This window comes from Staphylothermus marinus F1 (assembly GCF_000015945.1).
GTDB classification, from domain to species: domain Archaea; phylum Thermoproteota; class Thermoprotei_A; order Sulfolobales; family Desulfurococcaceae; genus Staphylothermus; species Staphylothermus marinus.
Map to the genome: position 1 here is coordinate 1,514,695 of NC_009033.1, position 19,888 is coordinate 1,534,582.

27 protein-coding genes are annotated in these 19,888 nt (G+C 37.5%); 17 read left to right on the forward strand and 10 right to left on the reverse strand.

All coding sequences use genetic code 11. From position 1 onward, the window contains the following. On the reverse strand, positions 1–420 hold the full coding sequence (locus SMAR_RS08030) for a nucleotidyltransferase family protein (protein WP_011839829.1): 420 nt from the start codon (positions 418–420) through the stop codon (positions 1–3). Positions 421–555: 135 nt separating this feature from the next. On the opposite strand from SMAR_RS08030, the gene SMAR_RS08035 reads away from it, so the two are divergent. The 4 genes from SMAR_RS08035 (at position 556) to SMAR_RS08050 (ending at position 2,776) form a co-directional block, all read left to right on the forward strand. Further along, a complete protein-coding gene (locus SMAR_RS08035) occupies positions 556–978 on the forward strand; it encodes a hypothetical protein (protein WP_011839830.1) in 423 nt (140 codons plus the stop codon). Between the two features lie 60 nt (positions 979–1,038). After that, complete coding sequence (locus tag SMAR_RS08040) at positions 1,039–1,239, forward strand: hypothetical protein (protein ID WP_052833883.1); 201 nt, start codon at positions 1,039–1,041, stop codon at positions 1,237–1,239. A gap of 270 nt (positions 1,240–1,509) precedes the next feature. Further along, entirely contained in the window at positions 1,510–1,929 is a 420-nt protein-coding gene (locus SMAR_RS08045; protein ID WP_052833884.1) for a hypothetical protein, read from the forward strand. Positions 1,930–2,185: 256 nt separating this feature from the next. Further along, a complete protein-coding gene (locus SMAR_RS08050) occupies positions 2,186–2,776 on the forward strand; it encodes a DUF3782 domain-containing protein (protein ID WP_011839832.1) in 591 nt (196 codons plus the stop codon). Positions 2,777–2,853: 77 nt separating this feature from the next. On the opposite strand, the gene SMAR_RS08055 is transcribed toward SMAR_RS08050, so the two are convergent. After that, entirely contained in the window at positions 2,854–3,198 is a 345-nt protein-coding gene (locus tag SMAR_RS08055) for a nucleotidyltransferase domain-containing protein (RefSeq protein WP_011839833.1), read from the reverse strand. 271 nt (positions 3,199–3,469) lie between these two features. Here SMAR_RS08055 and SMAR_RS08060 point away from each other — a divergent pair, with 271 nt between their 5' ends. The 5 genes from SMAR_RS08060 (at position 3,470) to SMAR_RS08080 (ending at position 6,809) form a co-directional block, all read left to right on the forward strand. Then, complete coding sequence (locus SMAR_RS08060; protein ID WP_148676795.1) at positions 3,470–4,021, forward strand: hypothetical protein; 552 nt, start codon at positions 3,470–3,472, stop codon at positions 4,019–4,021. Positions 4,022–4,148: 127 nt separating this feature from the next. Then, positions 4,149–5,000: a hypothetical protein gene (locus SMAR_RS08065; RefSeq protein ID WP_052833886.1), complete on the forward strand. Its 852-nt coding sequence runs from the start codon at positions 4,149–4,151 to the stop codon at positions 4,998–5,000. Positions 5,001–5,003: 3 nt separating this feature from the next. Beyond that, entirely contained in the window at positions 5,004–5,771 is a 768-nt protein-coding gene (locus tag SMAR_RS08070; protein ID WP_244372534.1) for a hypothetical protein, read from the forward strand. Continuing rightward, a complete protein-coding gene (locus SMAR_RS08075) occupies positions 5,761–6,144 on the forward strand; it encodes a hypothetical protein (RefSeq protein ID WP_052833887.1) in 384 nt (127 codons plus the stop codon). The genes SMAR_RS08070 and SMAR_RS08075 overlap by 11 nt, the downstream gene beginning before the upstream one ends. Beyond that, positions 6,135–6,809, forward strand: a complete 675-nt coding sequence (locus SMAR_RS08080) for an ATP-binding cassette domain-containing protein (RefSeq protein WP_011839837.1) — start codon at positions 6,135–6,137, stop codon at positions 6,807–6,809. The genes SMAR_RS08075 and SMAR_RS08080 overlap by 10 nt, the downstream gene beginning before the upstream one ends. A 279-nt stretch (positions 6,810–7,088) precedes the next feature. On the opposite strand, the gene hepT (SMAR_RS08085) is transcribed toward SMAR_RS08080, so the two are convergent. Together hepT (SMAR_RS08085) and SMAR_RS08090 are read right to left on the reverse strand one after the other, a co-directional pair. Continuing rightward, the gene (hepT, locus tag SMAR_RS08085; protein ID WP_011839838.1) at positions 7,089–7,514 is read right to left on the reverse strand and encodes a type VII toxin-antitoxin system HepT family RNase toxin; all 426 of its coding nucleotides are present in this window, start codon (positions 7,512–7,514) and stop codon (positions 7,089–7,091) included. A 15-nt stretch (positions 7,515–7,529) separates the two neighbouring features. Further along, complete coding sequence (locus SMAR_RS08090) at positions 7,530–7,937, reverse strand: nucleotidyltransferase domain-containing protein (RefSeq protein ID WP_011839839.1); 408 nt, start codon at positions 7,935–7,937, stop codon at positions 7,530–7,532. A 227-nt stretch (positions 7,938–8,164) separates the two neighbouring features. Here SMAR_RS08090 and SMAR_RS08485 point away from each other — a divergent pair, with 227 nt between their 5' ends. The 3 genes from SMAR_RS08485 (at position 8,165) to SMAR_RS08100 (ending at position 10,635) form a co-directional block, all read left to right on the forward strand. After that, positions 8,165–8,269: a HEPN domain-containing protein gene (locus SMAR_RS08485; RefSeq protein WP_148676796.1), complete on the forward strand. Its 105-nt coding sequence runs from the start codon at positions 8,165–8,167 to the stop codon at positions 8,267–8,269. 248 nt (positions 8,270–8,517) lie between these two features. Then, positions 8,518–9,186, forward strand: coding sequence for a hypothetical protein (locus SMAR_RS08095; RefSeq protein WP_011839840.1), 669 nt, complete (start codon positions 8,518–8,520; stop codon positions 9,184–9,186). Between the two features lie 231 nt (positions 9,187–9,417). Then, the gene (locus tag SMAR_RS08100; protein WP_052833888.1) at positions 9,418–10,635 is read left to right on the forward strand and encodes a hypothetical protein; all 1,218 of its coding nucleotides are present in this window, start codon (positions 9,418–9,420) and stop codon (positions 10,633–10,635) included. A gap of 464 nt (positions 10,636–11,099) precedes the next feature. Here SMAR_RS08100 and SMAR_RS08110 read toward each other — a convergent pair whose 3' ends face one another. After that, the gene (locus SMAR_RS08110) at positions 11,100–11,747 is read right to left on the reverse strand and encodes a hypothetical protein (protein ID WP_011839842.1); all 648 of its coding nucleotides are present in this window, start codon (positions 11,745–11,747) and stop codon (positions 11,100–11,102) included. Positions 11,748–11,927: 180 nt separating this feature from the next. Between SMAR_RS08110 and SMAR_RS08115 the strand changes: the two genes are divergently transcribed. Beyond that, positions 11,928–12,596 (forward strand): ATP-binding cassette domain-containing protein, encoded by a 669-nt coding sequence (locus SMAR_RS08115; protein ID WP_011839843.1) that lies wholly within the window; start codon positions 11,928–11,930, stop codon positions 12,594–12,596. A 22-nt stretch (positions 12,597–12,618) separates the two neighbouring features. On the opposite strand, the gene SMAR_RS08120 is transcribed toward SMAR_RS08115, so the two are convergent. From SMAR_RS08120 to hepT (SMAR_RS08135), 4 genes are all read right to left on the reverse strand, one after another. Continuing rightward, positions 12,619–13,026 carry a type II toxin-antitoxin system VapC family toxin gene (locus SMAR_RS08120; RefSeq protein ID WP_011839844.1) on the reverse strand — a complete coding sequence of 136 codons (408 nt, stop codon included), beginning with the start codon at positions 13,024–13,026 and terminating at the stop codon, positions 12,619–12,621. Then, positions 13,013–13,243 (reverse strand): type II toxin-antitoxin system VapB family antitoxin, encoded by a 231-nt coding sequence (gene vapB / locus SMAR_RS08125; RefSeq protein WP_011839845.1) that lies wholly within the window; start codon positions 13,241–13,243, stop codon positions 13,013–13,015. Before vapB ends, SMAR_RS08120 begins: the two co-directional genes overlap by 14 nt. Positions 13,244–13,796: 553 nt before the next feature. Further along, positions 13,797–14,156, reverse strand: coding sequence for a nucleotidyltransferase domain-containing protein (locus SMAR_RS08130; protein ID WP_169696958.1), 360 nt, complete (start codon positions 14,154–14,156; stop codon positions 13,797–13,799). 60 nt (positions 14,157–14,216) lie between these two features. Further along, complete coding sequence (hepT, locus tag SMAR_RS08135; RefSeq protein ID WP_148676798.1) at positions 14,217–14,576, reverse strand: type VII toxin-antitoxin system HepT family RNase toxin; 360 nt, start codon at positions 14,574–14,576, stop codon at positions 14,217–14,219. Between the two features lie 44 nt (positions 14,577–14,620). Between hepT (SMAR_RS08135) and SMAR_RS08140 the strand changes: the two genes are divergently transcribed. Continuing rightward, complete coding sequence (locus SMAR_RS08140) at positions 14,621–14,923, forward strand: PH domain-containing protein (protein ID WP_011839847.1); 303 nt, start codon at positions 14,621–14,623, stop codon at positions 14,921–14,923. Positions 14,924–14,926: 3 nt separating this feature from the next. Here SMAR_RS08140 and SMAR_RS08145 read toward each other — a convergent pair whose 3' ends face one another. Continuing rightward, positions 14,927–16,351: an elongator complex protein 3 gene (locus SMAR_RS08145; protein ID WP_052833949.1), complete on the reverse strand. Its 1,425-nt coding sequence runs from the start codon at positions 16,349–16,351 to the stop codon at positions 14,927–14,929. Between the two features lie 127 nt (positions 16,352–16,478). Between SMAR_RS08145 and SMAR_RS08150 the strand changes: the two genes are divergently transcribed. The 3 genes from SMAR_RS08150 (at position 16,479) to SMAR_RS08160 (ending at position 19,841) form a co-directional block, all read left to right on the forward strand. Next, complete coding sequence (locus tag SMAR_RS08150; protein ID WP_244372538.1) at positions 16,479–17,591, forward strand: MBL fold metallo-hydrolase; 1,113 nt, start codon at positions 16,479–16,481, stop codon at positions 17,589–17,591. Between the two features lie 125 nt (positions 17,592–17,716). Next, positions 17,717–18,958, forward strand: coding sequence for a molybdopterin molybdotransferase MoeA (locus SMAR_RS08155; protein WP_011839850.1), 1,242 nt, complete (start codon positions 17,717–17,719; stop codon positions 18,956–18,958). Positions 18,959–19,292: 334 nt separating this feature from the next. Beyond that, positions 19,293–19,841 carry a hypothetical protein gene (locus SMAR_RS08160; RefSeq protein ID WP_011839851.1) on the forward strand — a complete coding sequence of 183 codons (549 nt, stop codon included), beginning with the start codon at positions 19,293–19,295 and terminating at the stop codon, positions 19,839–19,841. Positions 19,842–19,888: the final 47 nt, after the last annotated feature.

Here is a 19,888-nt window from a genome sequence, read left to right on the forward strand (position 1 = left end):
CTAGAAATTCTTGCCACCAGACCTGGTGAGGGCGTAGTGCATCTCCCTCCTAAACAACTTTATTAGGGGCTCTAGATCAGCTACTTCATCTATAGCTTTTGCTAAGTCTTCATAGTATTCGTTCAAGCATTCCCTGCCACAATAATATATTAGGTCTCCATTGGAGAGAGCCTCCCACACAGCTATAGGGTTCCAGTCATCGATCACCAGTAGATCAACTCTTCTACCAGCACACTTTTCAAGCATAGATAATATGAGTCCTCGCTCAACAAGTGATAGATTTCTCCCAGCCTTAACGGCAACATCATAGTCGCTATGAGGACCAGCATATCCTCCAGCATGGGAGCCGTAAACTACTAGATACCTCAGACCATATTTTGAGGCAATACTTCTAAAACAATCATATATTCCCTTATCCAAACACTCAACACCTCATCACAATAAACTCTTAATAATAAATAAAATGATCTCCCATAATTAAAACATGTTATATACCATATTAAAAATAATATGTAATTTACAATTTATAACCCAGCGTTACAGGGGGATATTATAGTGGGTTTACTGGGTAGAGGTTTCGGGTTAGGTCTTCACAAATATGATCCATCCAGGTTTAAAAGTGCATACTTTCTAGATGTTTCCGATGCACAATATAATCCCCTAGACCCTGAGGAAATTGTTGCAGGTATTCATAGTGCTAGAAATCCAGGCTTCTACGGTATAGCTAAGTTTAGGAATGAGTCAATGGTTGCAGGGGTGGAGACCCATTATAAATGGGGAGGATACGAGCTATATGTTGATGCTGAGAATGAGCATCTCTACGTAGCTACGGGTAGGAATATTGTTGAGGTAAGGGATCTAGGTGATCTAAGATTTATTAAGAAATATGAATTACCTGTCAGTGGAGTAGTTGGGTTGGCATTAGATTCTGAGAACAGGATCTGGTTTATTTCTAATAGTCTATATGGTTTAGAGTAAACAATACTCTAAACCAGCTAGTATTGATTCTCTAAGAATATCTCCTTGGGACAGAAGATCTTGGTGGCTGATTATGGTAGGCATATAGTTGAGTGTCATGGTGAAGATGGGGAATTATTGGGAGTCCTATACTTCCCATATGTTTCAGGTGTGAAGTGGTGTGTTGATGAGAGAGTAGTGTTGTCGAGCGGTAAATACCCTAAACACACATTCTTAATACTTATAACCGGCGCCCCACCGAAACTGTTAAATATTGCATAGGTATTTATAGGTGTTGGGCCTGCTCGGGATGCGGGTTTGTGGATGGAGACCTGAGGGGCAGGTCTTTAAGTGTTCAAGATGAAGGGTTTACCCCACAGCATAGGAGCTGTGGGCAGGGGTTACCCGGATCGGGGAGGAGGCCGATGATATGCTCCCCGATGAAAGGGGGGCTGAGGTTGATGAATCCCAAAGCCTACATAGGCCTATCAAGACCTACGTAGGCTGAACCCCCTACATAATACGATGTATTCTTGCTGGTCAGGCTACTTAATGGATTATGGTACTCAAGCATCTAACCGTGCAGATATGTTCTATATTGATAGAGTATTAATTCAATGGTATCTAGGATTCTTCGAACTAAAACTACCCCTTCCAAAGAACACCCCCTACATAATCCGTGTTGGAAACGGTATGTATAGGAGTGGGGAGTTGATATGGGAGGAGGGGTTTGATTCATTCACACCCATACTAGTATTCAATAAATGCTACCTGATCTCTAGGCCTAGAACTGCTGAGTTATTATTGGAGAGGATGACGCCATACTGTAGTATTATAGCTCCAAAACCAAGTATTGAATGGGATAAGATAGCATTGTTTAAGGGGGAGTACAGTATAGATGTGCCAGGAGTTTATAGAGTTAGAGCAGTGAAGAAAGGATTTGTCGAAGTATATGCGATCTGTAAACCATGATCGCTCACTCAACATATTCATTATCATCTCCAACCAATACATCATCATCTCAATACATGTTTCCAACAATAAGTACGCATTCTCTAAGAGTTAAATTGTAGACTGCCACATTAAAAATGTATGAATAAGTCACAAACTCATTCAATTACTCACTATATCACCCATACCTTGAAATACTAATTTATACCGTGGAAAATCTTTATCTGAGGAAAAAATAAATACTGATCCCGGAGCTAAGAGGGAATAGTGCATATTAGTGGTTTTAAGTAGTGAGGAGAAAGAGCGTATTCTGAGAGCTGTCGAGGAGGATAGAGAGTTCCGATATGCTTTAATGGGGCTACTAGGGTTCAAGGAGCTACTTGAAAGATTCGCTAAACTTGAAGAAAGAGTTTACAAATTAGAAGAGAGACAGCAGATGTTAGAGGAGAGAGTTAATGAGTTGAGTTTAGAGATGGCTAGGTTCAGTAAGGTGTTGATAACTATTGCCCATAGGTTTGGTGTTATTACTGAGGAGGTATTTAGAGACACTATTGCCGGGTTATTATCCAAGTATTTCGGTGCATCAGCCTCTAAGCAGAGTATATTCGATGATGAAGGCATAGTTTTTGGTTATCCATCAATGATCGATGTAGACGTTGTTGTCAAGAATAATGTTCATATACTTGTAAAAACAAAGAGCAGAGTTGATCCTGGAGATATATTGATGCTTCTACGAGTAGCAAAACTTTATGAGAAGAAAACAGGTGTTAAACCAAAACTTGCAATAGTAGCGGGGTTTGTTTCGGGTAAGGCGAGAGAAGTTGCATTAAAATATGGAGTAGATATTTACACCTACATAGAAGAATAACTAACTTACCTCTTCTAGACAAGTTCTAGTATATTATGGAGAATAATTTACACTGGATAATGTTTGTTACAGAGTATTTACTTGTCTTTAGAGAGTTTACTACATAGTTTTATAGCTGTTCTAAACATTTCATCATATATTGGATCACTTGCTTGTGAAGGAGTTAATACTATGAGGTCTAGTGGGAAACTATGCTTCCTAAGCCTCCTAAGCCTCACAGCCTCCTCTAAGGGGTCGCTGGATTCCCTAACAATAACCACTACATCATAATCACTATATGGCAAATAGTCTCCACGAGCTCTCGAACCAACAAGATATGCTTCCAAAACATTATCCATACATAAAACACTAACAAATTCCTTAAACCCCTCCTCCCAACTCTTCATCCTCCTAGCATACATGCTAAGCTTACGGATCCGCAACCCCATCAACCCATGAAACAATCCTACAAATTATACACTATCAAGAAAAATTAAGACAGTTTATATTTGAACACTCTTCAATCTCTAAATAGAAGTTTCGTTTCAACCAATTTAAATTATAAAGAATTGTTCTAATATATTAGTAAAGTAATAGATTTTTATTTTTCTGGTTTTATTTTTATATTTTATTATATAAACAGAATATAAAATTTTCTCTAAAAATAGAAATTCTGTTTGTATAATAAAATACTGAAATAGCTGGATTAGAGGAATGTTGATTATGAGAACTATTCCTGCGAGGTTGTTAAGTGTCTTGCTGTTCATTCTAGTAGTTGCTTTAGTGTTTTTATCGTTACCAGCAAGTGCAGAGTTAGAACCAGTTCTTTTATCATCTGATAGCGGATCTCATGGATATAAAGGAGCAGATACGACGATTGCTTTCTCCTTCAGTTATGGTGGTAAAACATTTACGGTCAATGTTTATGTTAGTGGAGCTGATGCATATGATGCTGCAGCATTAGCTCTGCTCGGCGTTTATGACACGGATCTTCATGAATGGACTGGTTTCGGTGTATTTGATAGATATACTGCTAAAGATTGGTATGGACCTGGCTTATGGGAATCCTATCATTTCACTTTAACGAGTGAGCAGGTCCATGGACCATTGAAAACATATTTTAGTTATGGCGTTATGGAAGTAACGGGATCAGCGAATATTGTATATGAGGTTACCCATTGCACGTGGTGGGGGGTATTATGTAGTAGTTGGGAGGATGTATATGTTCTTACAGCAGATGCAATTGTACGTAATGGATTTATATAAGTAGTGCTCAGAATAATTGATATTCATTTTATATTCTTTTTTAGACAAATATATATGAAAAATCCCCTATATATCATTATGGTTTTATAATATGTTTTATAATTAAGTATATTACGGTGAAAATATGTTGATTAATAATATATATGTAAATAGTGTTATTATATTGTTTATGCTATTCTTCAGTGGGATAGGCATAATTGATTATTCCACTGTTTCTCAGCGTCCTAGTGTTCTTGAGTATTATGCTGAGAACGTGGAGTTCTTATTTAAACGTGGAGACTCATTTGTGGGGAATGGAACTTATTTAGACGGGGTTAGAGTTGTTGTTGATTATAGATTCGTTAATGAATCATTTGCTCTAGTATATGTTAATATTAGTGCTAAATATCTTTATTGGGATCCGTCTTATCATATAGTGTTTCACTCTATTAACAATGTGGAGCAATCTACTGGAGGAGACATTATTAAAATTATTGGGGAAAACTATCATTTATACCTAAAATTCCTTGTTAACACAACGAATAATTATGCATGGCTTAACGGGAAGTTTATAGGTTTCTTCCCACTATACTTTTTCAGAGCATTAGGCTACAATAATGTAACGAAGTATATATATGTATATCTAGGTAAAGAATTACATGTTGATCTTATTCAAGGTAAACCTAAGCCTGCAAATTATCATCTTTGGAAAAACCTTACTTTAACTACTTTACATATTTATAATGAATATATTAGTATTCATTTCATATATCATTATCCAGTAGTTATTGAAGGTATTCTACCTATTGGGAATAATACTTATCTCTACTGCTTTCACTTAGGGATTACTGGGGATTGGATACCTTATTTAAAGTCTATTGATGATTACCCATATGCTGTTACTTATATTAACTGGGATAGGCTGGTAGTGGTTGTAGGTGTTTTTGCCTCAATCATAGCGTTGGCTATAATGCTTATTAAGAGGAGGAGGCGAGGGTGATTGGTGAAACTGTTTCTTAGAGAATCATTCTCAGCCTCTATTATTATTGCTGTAGTTATTCTAATTTCTACTCCATTACTTATTGCTTATGCTTTCAACGTTATCCCTCACTATTCTCATGCTTATGGAGGTATTATAGAGTTTTACAACACTTCTACTGCTGGGGGCGAAGAATATGTTCAGCTATGTCCTCCTACATCTCCAATATATGTTAATAGGACACGGTTGCGTTTAGCTTATATGAATTATCTTGACGGAGTCTCGGCTGTTTCCTTCTTATTGATTGGATCAATTACGGCTTATATTATTGCTAGGCCTATCGAGTATAGGTATTTCTTTATTGAGGCAACATATGGTGGGGGTAGGTTGCGCATGTTTTTATTGAGGCTTAGCTCAGCTTACATGTTGGGTTTCATCTCCTCCCTGCTTGGAGCAGTTAATCTTAGCGGTATTATGTATGTTTTAAATCTTTATAGTGGAATGAATGAGTCTTTCCTATATTCTCTAGAGATCCTGGTTCTTGAAACCATTATTGCTGTAGCTGTCGCTTCTATAGTATCATTATTTACTAGAAGTTTTTCGACAAGTATATTTGCAATTTTGGGTTTTATAGCTCTAATACTAATATTGGGTACGAGATATGATCCTCTGACAAGTATTGTTTTAGCTAATAGAATAGTGTTGAAGGGGGAAGGTGTTGGATTATATGTCTTAACAGTTCTTGCTTCAATCACAGGATCTATTTGGAGGGCGGACAGAATTGAGTATTAAGATCAGAATAATTGTTTCCATACTTATATTGATTGCTATAACATCTACTGAGTTTCTATTATTTATGCAGGGTTTCCTGCCGGGATCGCATGTTCATGTGGTGTTAAAGACCCCGCTTTACCCAATGAAAACCATTTACTCTGCATCAATCAATGTTAACCTTGGGAGAGGCGTGTATGAGGTCATAATAGATCCATTAACAAAACTCACTATATGTATTGTCTCAGGTAATAATACACGAATACTAAATGTTACCGAACACACTGTGATCCATGTTTATAGTGAGACCGGTGTGTCGATTACTGTGTCAGCATTGATTAAGCCTTATCAGACTAGCATAGGATCGATCACGGTGGTTAGACGATGGATCTAGACAGAATAATTGTAAGAAATCTTGTCAAGAAGTATAGGAGGTTTGTTTTAAAAGTGGAATATGCAGAGTTTAAGAGGGGTTTAAACCTCGTAGTTGGTTCTAATGGTAGTGGTAAGACAACACTGTTGAAAATGATCGCTGGCTTTGCATGGCCTAATAATGGAAGCATAGAGATCATAGTTGATGGTTTAAAATATTCTCCAAGGGAGGCGATGAAGCTAATAGGCTACGTCGCAGAAGACGTTATATTTCCAAATATTAAGGTTCGAGAACTCCTAGAATCCTTCACATTAGATAAGCAGGTTCTCAGAGAACTCGTAGACGAATTAAAACTCACTGATCATCTAGATAAAAAGTATATGGAGCTTTCAGCAGGTCTTAGAAAAAGGGTTCAAATCATTATAGCACTCCTCAAGAAGCCCAAAATACTATTATTAGACGAGCCATTCTCAAACTTAGACATACTCATAATACCTGTAGTGAAGGACATTTTACAGAAGCTTAAACATGAGACAATAATAGTTGTTACAAGCCATATAGGGTTAGAAATAGATGTAGATACAATAACAATACTTGACCAAGGAAGATTATTATACCATGGAGAACCCTCAGCTCTAAAACCAAAAACAATTCTCGAAGCAGAAGTTGAAGGGAAAAAATCTTAATGGATCTGGAATCATTTAACAAAATAGTACAACCAATAAAAATATACTCGATAAGAACAAGTAGTCAGACGGATAGGATAATAGAATTCATGAAATCCGTAAAGAAGAGATAAGCATCAACACGATATGTAAGCATAAATTAGTATATTCAACAAGCACCCATTGCATATTATATTTTTAATTATGAACATATCTAACAATACATCTCTACGTTGCTTATTGAACAGCTTCACCATTATCTTAGCCAGTATCCCCTGAATCAATCCTATAATGTACTATCTACGGATCTATGCCTTCTCTACGAATATAACTGGTTATTTTGGATAGGATTGTTCTAGCATTAAATCTTAACCTATATGCATGTTTAAATAATTGTTCATAGTCTATATCTGCATATACATGTACAATAATATTTCTCAGCCCAGCCAAGCTCTTCAGAATCCTACCCTCCTCCTCATTGAGGACTCCATGTTTTGCAAGTATTGATCCTATTTCTCCATATGTTGATGGAGGATCCCATCCCTTAACCGATATAATGTATCCTCCAATATCTAGTAATCCCTGTATAATTACCTCAACCTCCCTCTCAAGAATTGGTAATAGGTCTTTACTATATATTTCCTCAATACCCATACTTGCTAATTTGTCAAGCCGCTGAATTGCTTTCAAAACCCTATCCACTCTTCTACTAATGCCCGGCCTCAACTCTCTGACCCCTCTCTATGTATTATTTATTGATAATACTTGTTTAAGGTATGAATTATGAGTTGAACGATATATTTCCTCAAAGTCTAGCCATAGCATTAGTGTCTTCCACTTATCCTCTACATATGCTTCTCGATCTCCAGCTATAAACACTCCTCTGACAAGTGCTTCGTATAGTAGTGGGAGCATTGCTTTCTCAACAAGCACAATATCAACCCTCCTACCAGTACATGACTCGATAAGCTCAGCTATTCGAGAAGCTTCATCAACACTTAAACCCTTAACAGCAAGGTCTATATCGCTCAACAGATTATCTCTCCCCTCAGCCACACTGCCAAATAAAACAATATATGAGCCCCTAGGCAATGATACCCCAGACAATATCCCATGCAGAACATCCATCAACTGATCCAAACCATGCAAAACAAACCCCTCAAACAATTATAACATAGAAACCCCTAATAACTACATAGCACACTATTGAAGACCTCAAAACAATAAGGATATTCATCTTTCATAGGAGCAGTTGAAATAGGAGAGTTTTAACACAATATACAAGCCCTAAAAATACCTAAGTTAAACAATATATGTTATTGTGATGTAGAATGAGCGGCGATTATCCGCAACTCTTGAAATGAAGATCTGAGGCGTTGTTAAGGAATGCTGTTAGATTGCTTGGTGAGGGTAAATATGATCTTGCAGATTTTAATGCCGAGTATGCTGCTCAATTACATGTTAAAGCAGTCCTCTACTAATTAACTGGTGAGGATTGGAGAGGGCAGGGTATCCGACGTGCTCTAATATAATTAGCGCAAAGCTCCCATAACCCTCTCAATAGGTATTCACTACAAAATAATATACACTAAATCATTAAACTAGTATCAAATGATTTAATAATTATATTAATACTTAGAATGTTTATCATAAACCTAGCCACCGAAAAAATAAATGACTATGTTAAACAGAATAATATGCACTCATATTATAGGGGCAGGGGAGGATTATGAGAGCTCTAGGTCCAATTGCCGTCTTAATCATTATAATTGTGGTTGTTGTCGGAGCATCTCTCATAGCATATTATCTCAATGAGACAAGACAAATGTATGTGAGTGGTTGGGAGATTGCATTTAAGGCGGCTTGCACCTATAGTGGCACCACAGATGCTGGAACCACAGATGTAACATTAGACACTGGTCAAACCACTAGGGTAGGCTGGGATGGAAAAGCTGTAGGTGTAATAGCAACTGTTCAGAAATATTGGGGAGTAGATAATGGACCAAGATACTATGGTAGCATAAACTTTGCCCATGGATCTAAAGGAAGTGATCCAGGATGGATTTTACCGGGCGAATGCTATAAAGCGACATGGATGGGTTGGGTATGGTATTACCCTGCAGGGATAGATTCAAGAAAGTTTAAGATGGAAGTTGAGAAAGATAATGTATACAGTATATCCAGCGCCCTCGAAGCTCGTGGTTTTAAAGTAAGTATAGGTTCTTCAACAAGTAGTCCAACAAAGTATATAATAGAAGTTGAAATAGGACTGTATGATGCCCATGCATACGGAAGGTTCGAGTTTTCACATGGATCCAAGGGATGGTTCTGCAGTTGCAACTATGATGAATCGTTCCAAAAAGTCGTCGAACTCGAATCAACTATTACAGGACCCTAACAACATATATTTTTTATAAAATTTTATTAGTTGTTTATAATTATTCAATAGGATCCAATAAGATATATGTAGGAACAGAATGGTTCCAACAAGGGTTTCATGGGTGAGATCAGTATGGTGAGAATAACGTATTTGTTGATTTGTATATTTTTTATCTTGGTATGTATGTCAGCTACCTTGCCGGCTACACATAGTGTTGGAATGCAGGTTTTTAATAGTGGTGGGAGGCTAGTGTATCATGTAAGTGGGTATGCTATTCCTATTAAGAATATTAGCTCATTTGAACCAGTAACAGTTGATCTATTGTTGAGGGGGGTTGATGAAGTCTACTCTATGGATCGTAGTTATGTTGAGAACTTACTAAGTAGGATCGGTGCTAATGTGAGCTTTAATGCTGGAGGTATTCGTGTATTTTATAATTATAGTGAGGAGGCTGGCAGATCTGAGATTACCTACAAGCTTGGACCCGATGGATGGTATTGGGTAGATGTGCCTGCAGGACCATGTATGGTTCATGGCTTGCCGTTGCTTCTAAAACTTAGTGGAACAGTCCATGTTAAGCGTATCAATAGTTCAGCTATAAAAGTGTGCATGAAGGCTTTGATCTCAGATATTTTTCAACACAATCTCTCAAATTATAAGATACTGGTTAAATACCCCTCCATGTTCCCAGAAAACTTTAATGGTAGTATAGAGGTTAGCTTAACATATACTATAATTAATAATACAGCTGTTTCTGGAAACGAGGTTATAGGGTTCTCTCCACTATACATTGTTTATCCTAGGAATGCATTAGAGGTTAAGGAAGTATATGATAAAGGACTCATTCTAACATTCTACGGTATCCCGTTAAAGTTTAGGATGGAGAAAACTACTAGTAAAATCTTAGGACATGTAATTAGTTATAGTTATATCGTAGTATATGCTCGCTCAAACAGGTTGATCAGTCTAGCACGATATATTAGTAAGATGATGAATCAAGGAGCATTCACTGAAGACATGGAGCCGAGGTATAGGGGTAAACCATTAACAAAGGATCTTAATAAACTAGAAAACCTTGCCCTCCGCCTAGTTATAAAGCATGAGAATATAACTAAATATATAACATATGCTCCTTCAAAAGGAAGATATATTACATTCATATCTTTCTATAAGGGTTTTGAACTCCCATATAACCCTCATGGGAGAGTAGTTGATTATAGATGGGTTTACCCACTAAGTTTCTGGGCCATCTTCTTAAAGCTTAAACTAAGCAATGACAAATATTTATGGGTAGTGTTTTGGGGAGATGCAATATATGGTGAAAACATCAATCCTTACAGTATTGATATAGGCTACTATAACCCTCCCAGCCCCAGCATAATAGATGTTAGGCAGTTATTATTGTTTATCGGTGTTTCTGCATTGCCCATAATATTAATTATATACTTTACTTTGAAGAGGAAGTAAGAGGTTGTTGTGAATAGTTTTTCGCCGAACATACTTGTTTATCTCTCCAATATTATTTGTTTCATCTCTTATCACAGTATATGTATATTATTCGTTAGGCTATGATGTGGTTGCCCGTGCATTATCTTTTGGTTATTTTGGATATTATGGGTACTTGCACGGGCTTCCCCCTCTTGTGTCGGGTTTTCATCCCTTCATCGAGGGGGCTATCGGGGCTCCACACCGACCACATAGAGCCCTTCATCTGCTTTTTATTAACCATAATATTAGTGAGGGGTTTATAAAGTGAACCCTATGCATACAAAACATGTTCCGAATAGTTTTCATAGCTTCTAAAAGAGCCGAAATACCCAAATAAATGAACAGTCTAACAGGTGCCTTAAACACTTTATGGCTCAGTAGTTTGATAAGCTTGTCAAGACCGTGTTCCAAGCTTGCATGACACCGTTTAACACTAGCTGTGTCTAATGTAGTGACTTATTGATGTAGTATAGGCTTGCAATAAGGTATAGTAGTATAGTGATCAGGATAGCTAAGCTCCATGCAAGACCAAGGTATCCAGCCAAAGCGATAAGTGCGATGGGCACACTTAACACAAGTATCAGTATTGAGAAAACTAGCTGGGGTATTATGGAGACTCTATAACCAGCTCTAGCAGCGAAATATATTGATATGTTTCCAAGCCCTATGAATACCAGGAATCCGGCGGGGACAAGGTTCCTCCCAAGAATGATGGGTATAAGGAACCAGCCAATGAAAGCAGCTAAACACCATCCAATGAAATATATTTGCAAACCCCTCCTACTCACACCTCCACCGAGCTCCAGATGCGTCCTAAAATACTCATACATGTACTGCCTAGCCCTATAATCCTCATATATTATGATTGATAAAGCTATAGCCCAATACGTTATGAATACCAGGTTTGCTACCGGTTTCCCTAGGAAACCATAGTATTTCATTATCAGGGAGGCTATGAAGTAACCGGATAAGGCAATGCCCCAGTATAGGTAGGAGATTGATGATCTTACATAGAATGCGTGTAGAAGCCTATCCTCAACCCTCCTAAGTACATCGATCAGCTCAACCATCCTCTCCCGTGCTTCACCCATAAGGCAGACCTCTTCCAAATCCTGTAAGACTTTATAGCATATAATCTTATGAATATGTATCCACGAATATAAAGAGATACTGTATTCTGTGCTGCAGAACTTGATTACTTCTTTTTACACACCTATACCCAATATATTGAATGACTTGAACAAATGCTAAGCATGGTGGGTGAGTGCTTAATGAATAGCCCCATACTAGTTGTTGAGAACATTGTTAAGGAGTATGGTGGCAAGGCTGTTCTCAAGGGAATAAGCTTCTCCCTAGGCAAGAGTGTTGTTTACAGCCTACTAGGACCAAACAGTGCTGGGAAAACAACGTTGCTAAACGTGTTATGTGGTATGGTTAAGCCTGAAACTGGCTCGGTAATAGTTAATGACATGCTTGATCTAGCTAAGCTACCAGACAATATGTTGGCAGTTCTTCGAAGAAACCAGTACTCGTATCTTCTCCAAGAAGATATTATGGTTGAACACTTCAATACCTATGACAACATAGTTCTCCCATTCATACTATATGGGAAACAACCCCCCAAAGACTTAGTTGATGAACTAGTTAAAATATTCAATATCGAGAAACTACTAGATAAATACCCATCCGAGCTGAGTGGTGGGGAGAGGAGGAAGGTTAGCCTCATTAGAGCCCTAGTAAAAGCACATTATTCATCAGTAGTATTGCTTGATGAGCCAACATCCAATCTCGACATAGAATCAACTAAGAAACTAATAGACATACTACCTAAGCTTTCAGAGAACAGAATAGTTGTTATAGCAACACATGACCAAGAACTAGCAAAACTACCAGCTAGAATAGTCGCGATGAGGAGTGGGCAAATAGAGAGGATCCATTAATGAACCTATGTTTGTTCAAGTATTAAGCTACATAGTATATTTTAACACCTAAGGCTTCAGCTATTTCTGCCTGTTTCGCATCACTTGTGAGGAGTTCGCCGTGTTTAATTGCACATGCTATGTATAATGAATCATATAATGTAATACTATGGTTTAACGCTATCTCTAATGCTTTACCCATATATTCTTCCTGGTTTTCAAGAAATATTATCTCTTCATCCACAAGTCTGCGAAGTTGCTTGTAGAGAAGTATTGCTTGTTTCTTCGTAATCCTCTTATATATTACTGTATGTTTCCATATAGCATTAGCAACTTCTTTTAAAACATGGTCTAAGCTATAAACACCTTGTTCTAGGTATTTTTCTATGCTCAACCAGTTTCTCTCCTTCAACAAATACTTTGCTAAGGATGATGCATCAATAACTATCACGATCCTCCCTCACATACTTATCTGCCACTCCAACGGGTGTTTCAGGCAATTGCTCTATAATTCTTCTAACCTCTCTGAGAACTCTTCTACGGCGAAGCTCTTTGATACGCATCTCTATAAATCTACGTATCTCCTCACTCCAGTTTATCTCATCTCTAAACTCATCCATTAATTTTTTAAGCTTACGCGGGACACGAATGCTTACAACCACACTCATAATCGTAAACACCATATATAAACACTATATAAAAAATATATATTACACTATATAAAAGTGTTAGAATTACACTTCTTGACAAGCACCATAATACGCTCTTGACAGATAGTATATTAGCTCTTAAAAGAAGTTTTAACATCCATATTTAGATCCAGAAAATTATTAATGTATCCTTGGAAGCAAAGTGTGTTTAGACTATTTGCTTATTTGGATACTATGGTTGTTTTGGAAACTGTGGAAACCATGATTGTTTTAATTATTGGGTTCACTTTATAAACCCCTCACTAATATAATGGTTAATGATTTGTGAAATGCAGATGAAGGGCTCATGGTGGTCTATGTGGAGCCCCGATAGCCCCCTCGATGAAGGGATGAAAACCCGACACAAGAGGGGGAAGCCCGTGCAGATATCCAAAGTTTCCAAAACAACCAAAAGATAAAGCACGGGCAACCACTATGATGTATGTGAGGGGTAAGCATGGATGCTAATACTTGGTTCATCCATACCATGATCGGATACAATATATTTTCTGAGCGGACATTAATGCTTTATTCATAACCTGGTTTTTAAATATTCGATCTTTGCACGTATATCGCTTAGTTCTTGGTATGATTTAAATTTTAGCCTAGTAGCTAGTGCTGGTATTTTCTCAACCACAACTATCCCTTCTAGTGCTCTAACCCTGAACCATGAGGGGGTGTAGTCGAGAACTCTTACATCAACAGGTATTTTAACAAGTTCTTCCAGTTCCTCAGATAATTGATCCTCGTACTCTTGCACCCTACTATATGGTATCTTATAACCTGTAAACACAGCTACATCTATGTCTCGGAAAGACTCGTATTCGATAAATCCTCCATAAATAACTGCTAAGAGAACCTCATCCCTCCTACTTAGAGCACCTGCTATTATCTTTGCTAACCTGGACCTCTCCCCCGATCAAGTCTGTGGAATTCAAATCTTTTCTTATCTTCAAGGGTCCTTAGAGACATGACTTCTTACCTCTTCAATGAACTTCTCAATAATTTGTATACCATTACTTTTAGCTTCTAAATATATTTTCTCATCATCTACATTCCAATATCTATGTACTACCATGTTGCGTAGAAATGCTAACGACTTCATTCCCTTAGCAGTCTCTGAGCTAATAACGTTATTTCTGAGAAGTTTTTCAAACACATCTCTATAGGTCCTAGCTTCTTCGCCGAAACATTTTCTTAGCAGATAAAGTCCTAGATCTGCTGAGCTCTCAATAATCAACACTATAGAATATCTCATTGAGAACCGTGATCTTCTACTAGTAATGAATGATCTAAAGTCCTCTCTGATCAATTCTTTTCAGGATAGAAGAGGATCATGTATATGCACGATATGGTGTGTGGTGGAGGAGGGAGAAGCGTGTCCCTTACAACCTTATATCAGAGATCCGTGTTAGGGAGGGGACTCTTCAGCGGAGGCTTGGACTAGTTAATTTAGATGTACATACTCCCGCACAGGGTACATTGAGGCCTCAAGTTACATTGTTCCAGTTGCCAAGGGATCCTGGTTTGGAGGAAGCGTCAGAACTACGTAGGAGGGTGGGTATTTTGTCGGCGCGTGAGAGGAGGATTATTGAGGAGGAGATACTTGAAGAGCTTAGGAGTATTAGGAGGTTGCTTGAGGAGAAGCTTCTACGTTGACTTTTAGGAGAGTATTTTATGCATGTATGGACTGTTTGGTGGTCTATAGTATCCGTATTTTCGATAGTATTCTCTAACCCCTATTCCTGATAGTATCAGCATTTTCTTAGCATCATATTCTTCTATAGCTATTCTCTCAGCTTCTCTCAGCAACTTCGCACCCCACCCTTTATGTTGCCATGACTCACCATGTATTCCTACTGGTAGTTCTGGTCCGTAAACATGTAGTTCCCTAATGATCGCTGTTCTACTATCTATTTCTGGTCTATGTGCTTTCTCGCTTGGTATACGCATACGTAGGAATCCTATTATGATATCGTTCCTAGTATCCTCAACCGCTAAAAACTCCTCCACCCCACCACTTGCCTCATATGTTGTTCTAGTTATCTCTATATGTTTGGGATCGGGGTATCTACCGTATTTCCAAGCTTGTAATCCTACTTCTCTAAACCTGATCTCATTTATTTTGATTCCTTTCTCCATGCATCTCTTCTCAACATATTCTCTGAGATTAGACTTCTTAGTTCCAGCCACAACTTCTGGTGCTGGTATGTCTCTCCTAATCCTCATTATCCTCACATATTTCGGTATATACCTGTACATCTCCGATATGACTTCAACAGCTGTTTCATCATCATATGGCTTATACCATCCCTCTCTCCACCACTGGTATAGAACTGTTCCCTCAACAATTTCTGTAGGGTAAATCTTCAGCATGTCCGGTCTAAAATCTGGGTTTTCAAATATTTCCTTCATCATTTCAATATCTCTATCAGGATCGCTTCCCGGAAGTCCCAGCATTATATGGTATACTATTTTGAAACCTGCATCTTTCAATATCCTAGTAGACTTTATAGTCTCAGCAACACCATGCCCCCTATTAACCTTTAATAAGACATCGTCATAGATGCTTTGAACACCTAGCTCAACACGTGTAGCACCATAGTATAGCATTTCATCAGCATGCTTCTCATATCCATAATCAGGTCTAGTCTCAATTGTTAAACCAACACATCTATGGCGAGCTGTCTCATTTCTAAGCTGGGCCAATTCTAGATCCCATTTCCTAGGAGGATTCGGGTCAGGGTATCTGTTGAGTGCTTCAAATATCATTGTTATAAACCACTCCTTATACCTCTGCGGAGCCGCTAGAAAAGTTCCACCCATAACTATGACTTCAACCTTGCTAGGAATTTGTTTGAGATACTCGTATTGAAGCAGTCTATTCCAAACCTGCTTGTATGGGTGGAACTGGTTTCTACGAGCTCTCCTCAATGCTGGCTCGTTGCCGAAATAGCTTTTTGGAGCATTATATTGTGGTCCTCCGGGACAATAATAACAGTTGAAGGGGCATGGTATTGGATGAGTCATAACAGCAACTACACTAACACCACTAAGCATTCTCGAAGGCTTCCTAATCCTTTTCAGCCCTGTTTTGATACTGCTCAAACCTTTTCGCCACACAGGTTTCTCCAAAAAATACTATTGTGTTTTAAACAACTAATATATCTCAACCACTATAAGATCATATAGATATGGTGAACCAGTATTGGATATGTTGAGAGAAATACTATTGGATGCTGGATTAGAAATAATATGGTTTGATAGCTTAGGAGCAAAATCATCATGTATAGCCATACATGTTGATTGGAATAACTGTATCCTTATAGATCCTGGAGCAGCAGCTATGCAGCCAAGCTATCCATTGCCTAGAGAAGAAAAAATTATTCTTAGGAGAAAAGCTGTATATAGAATAAGATCCGTTGCTAGACGATGCTCAACAATAATTATCACTCATTACCACTATGATCACCACATTCTCTTGAGCGATAGGGATTTAGAAAATGAGAACATATATGCTGGTAAAAAACTCTACATAAAGGATCCTAACAAGTATATTAATTATAGTCAGTGGAGAAGATCCAGGTTATTCCTAGAACAAATCCTTAATACTCAAGGTCTTAGACTCGATGATTTCTATGTTAAGCCTTGGCAGAAAAAGTTTCCTGATCCAGTTGATGATCTAAGATATATTCATGAAAGAAACTATGGAGATTATATGGCTAGGAGGAGAGAACTATTATTGAAGGGTAAGAAATGGTTTCATAAACTCGTTGATTACTGGAGAAAAAATCCATGGATACGAGATAACATTGTTTTACCAGATAATACTAGGATATTTCTCGGTGATGGACGAAAAGTGCAGATGGGAGGAGCATATGTTGAGATTTATCCTCCATGGTTTCACGGCGTAGAATATGATAAGACTGGATGGGTCACACCATTATATATTGTGAATAGAGGCTACAAAATATTTTATACAAGCGACTTGATGGGTCCTATAATAGAGGACTACGCATATCACATAAGCGACCTATCACCAGACTTAGTAATTGTTGACGGGCCACCAACATACCTATACCCATACATGTTCAACAAGATAAACTTGGATAGAGCAATAGATAACATGATTAAAATAATTGATTCAAAACCAGAAATAATAATCTACGACCACCACTTATTAAGAGATGCTAATTGGAGAAAACATGTTAAAAAAGTAATAGATTATGCTAAAGCAAATAAGGTAGCATTAATTACAGCAGCTGAAGCAATAGGTGAAAAACCATTGATAGATAAAATAGTTGAACAAAAACATATATCAGACTAAAACCTTTATCGCGGAATAATCGAGTAGAAAAGTTCTTTAATAAATATCATGGTTTCCGGCTTATGAACATGGTTTGTAATTTTAGGTGGCTCATATATATTATTAGGTATTAGTGGTGTAGAGCTATGGTGAAGTTTCTAGGCAGTTTGATTAGTGTTGATGAAGCTGTTGAGAAAGCTACTAAGGCTTTTAAGGATCTAATAGAGTTAAGAGTTGTTGAGAAAACTGTTTGGGACGCACTATATTATGTTTCCTCAGAAGATGTTGTAGCATTAATTGATCAGCCGAGATATGATAGATCCGCTGTTGATGGATACGCTGTTATAAGCTCCGACACTACAGGTGCTTCACCAACTAACCCGGCAATATTAAGGGTTAAGGGATACATGTCTCCAAGCTCTACTCCAGATGAATACATTGTAAAAAATGGTGAAGCTGTTGAGTTAACAACGGGATCACCATTACCATTGGGTGCTGACGCTGTTGTAATGTATGAAGATACTTATCGTGTAGGAGATGAAGTCGAAATATACAAGTCTGTGCCAAGCGGAGCTAATGTTGCCAAGAAAGGCGAGGATTACAAGAAGGGAGAGGTTCTCGTAAAAAAGAATACATTGCTTAAACCATGGCATTTATCAATTATAGCAAGTACAGGGATTAATACTGTAAAGGTTTTTGAGAAGATGAGAATAGGAATAATTGCATCAGGATCAGAACTTGTTGAACCCGGATATAAGCTTGACAAAGGACAAATATATAATTCAACAAGCGTGCTTGTGAAAAACTATATCGAGACACTAGGATTTACTACAAGTAAATACTATGGAGTTTTCCCGGATGAGAAAGAAGCATTAAAAGAAGCATTGTTTAAAGCATTGAGAGAAAACCATTTAGTCATAACTACTGGTGGAACAGGTGTAAGCGATGAAGATGTTATTCGTGACATCGTTGATGAATATGGTGAATGGGTATTTAGAGGGGTTGCTATGAGGCCTGGTAGACCGACAAGTGCAGCAATAATTAATGATAAACCAGTCTTCCTACTAAGCGGCTACCCTGTCGCCGCGTGGACAGGTCTTGAAGCAATTGTTTCGCCAACACTATATAATATTCTAGACCTAGAAAAACCTGTTAAACCAGTTATTCAAGGGGTTCTAGCTCGCCGTGTACCGAACACGGTAGGTTATAGAAGCTATATACGTGTAACTATACGAATTAGTTCCGATAACAAAGTAATTGTTGAACCATACATGTTGAAGGGAAGTGGAGTATTATCTAGCCTTGTAAAAACAAATGGTTATATAATATTATATGAAAATGTAGAGGGTTATGAGAAGGGGAGTATTGTAGACGTAATATTATATTAGATCACTATAGTCGTGGAGCCCGTTTCATCATTCCACATAAGTTTTATAAATATGGATATATGTATTTTGAAAAACAACAAGATACTTATCGAAGAGGTGCACATAGCTGATCAATTATAGAGTTCTCATTGTAGCATTAACATTAATAACAATAAGCCTTATAGCTTTCTCCACAACTATTCAAGGAATCCCTACATGGGTTAGACCAGGAGTTTATTTTCAGTATAAAATAGAGGGGCGCATCATAACTAATCCACCTATAAGAGAGGATCTAGCAAACTACTATGTAGTTGGTACTGCAAGATTTGTTGCTACATCATTTAACGAGACAGGAATGAAAGGATACTATGAGCTATTAAGTCTTAATGATACAAAAGGGTATTTCTCACAAGTACTCGGATCCCCTGGTAGTAAGGCTGAAGCCTTTGTTAAATGGGATACCGTATATAATAAAACAAAGTTTAACATATATGTAAAACCAGAAACCATACCTGATAATCCAAAACCATACGAGTCTGTATCAACTAGAGATAATCTCGCATCTTATATATTCATTAATGTAACATATGATCGCGGAACAGGCATTATACTTGACTATTATTATTTAAACGACGTCAATGAAACAACCAACTATACCAACTACAAATACATACTACACTATAAACTCATAGATACAAATCTAGAACAACTCTATAAATATATTGGAAAAACATATACACCGATACAAACAAGCACCCCTACAACCACGGAAACAAGCAAGAACACAGGAACATCTAATAATGAAGAAAACAGTTACCCTATTCAGTACATAGGCGGAGCCATAATAGTTGTTATATTAGCCGTTCTCATATATGAATTAATAGCTTCAAGAAAGAAAACTTAGCGTTGCCGTTTTTAATTCTCTCCATAATAATATATTATTAAACGAAA

Coding starts and splice junctions, on each gene's coding strand:
- SMAR_RS08045 (WP_052833884.1), top strand. CDS start 1,510: ATGGATTATGGTACTCAAGCATCTAACCGTGCAGATATGTTCTATATT.
- SMAR_RS08060 (WP_148676795.1), top strand. CDS start 3,470: ATGTTGATTATGAGAACTATTCCTGCGAGGTTGTTAAGTGTCTTGCTG.
- SMAR_RS08080 (WP_011839837.1), top strand. CDS start 6,135: ATGGATCTAGACAGAATAATTGTAAGAAATCTTGTCAAGAAGTATAGG.
- SMAR_RS08095 (WP_011839840.1), top strand. CDS start 8,518: ATGAGAGCTCTAGGTCCAATTGCCGTCTTAATCATTATAATTGTGGTT.
- SMAR_RS08110 (WP_011839842.1), bottom strand. CDS start 11,747: ATGGGTGAAGCACGGGAGAGGATGGTTGAGCTGATCGATGTACTTAGG.
- SMAR_RS08115 (WP_011839843.1), top strand. CDS start 11,928: ATGAATAGCCCCATACTAGTTGTTGAGAACATTGTTAAGGAGTATGGT.
- vapB (WP_011839845.1), bottom strand. CDS start 13,243: ATGAGTGTGGTTGTAAGCATTCGTGTCCCGCGTAAGCTTAAAAAATTA.
- SMAR_RS08150 (WP_244372538.1), top strand. CDS start 16,479: ATGTTGAGAGAAATACTATTGGATGCTGGATTAGAAATAATATGGTTT.
- SMAR_RS08155 (WP_011839850.1), top strand. CDS start 17,717: ATGGTGAAGTTTCTAGGCAGTTTGATTAGTGTTGATGAAGCTGTTGAG.
- SMAR_RS08160 (WP_011839851.1), top strand. CDS start 19,293: ATGAAAGGATACTATGAGCTATTAAGTCTTAATGATACAAAAGGGTAT.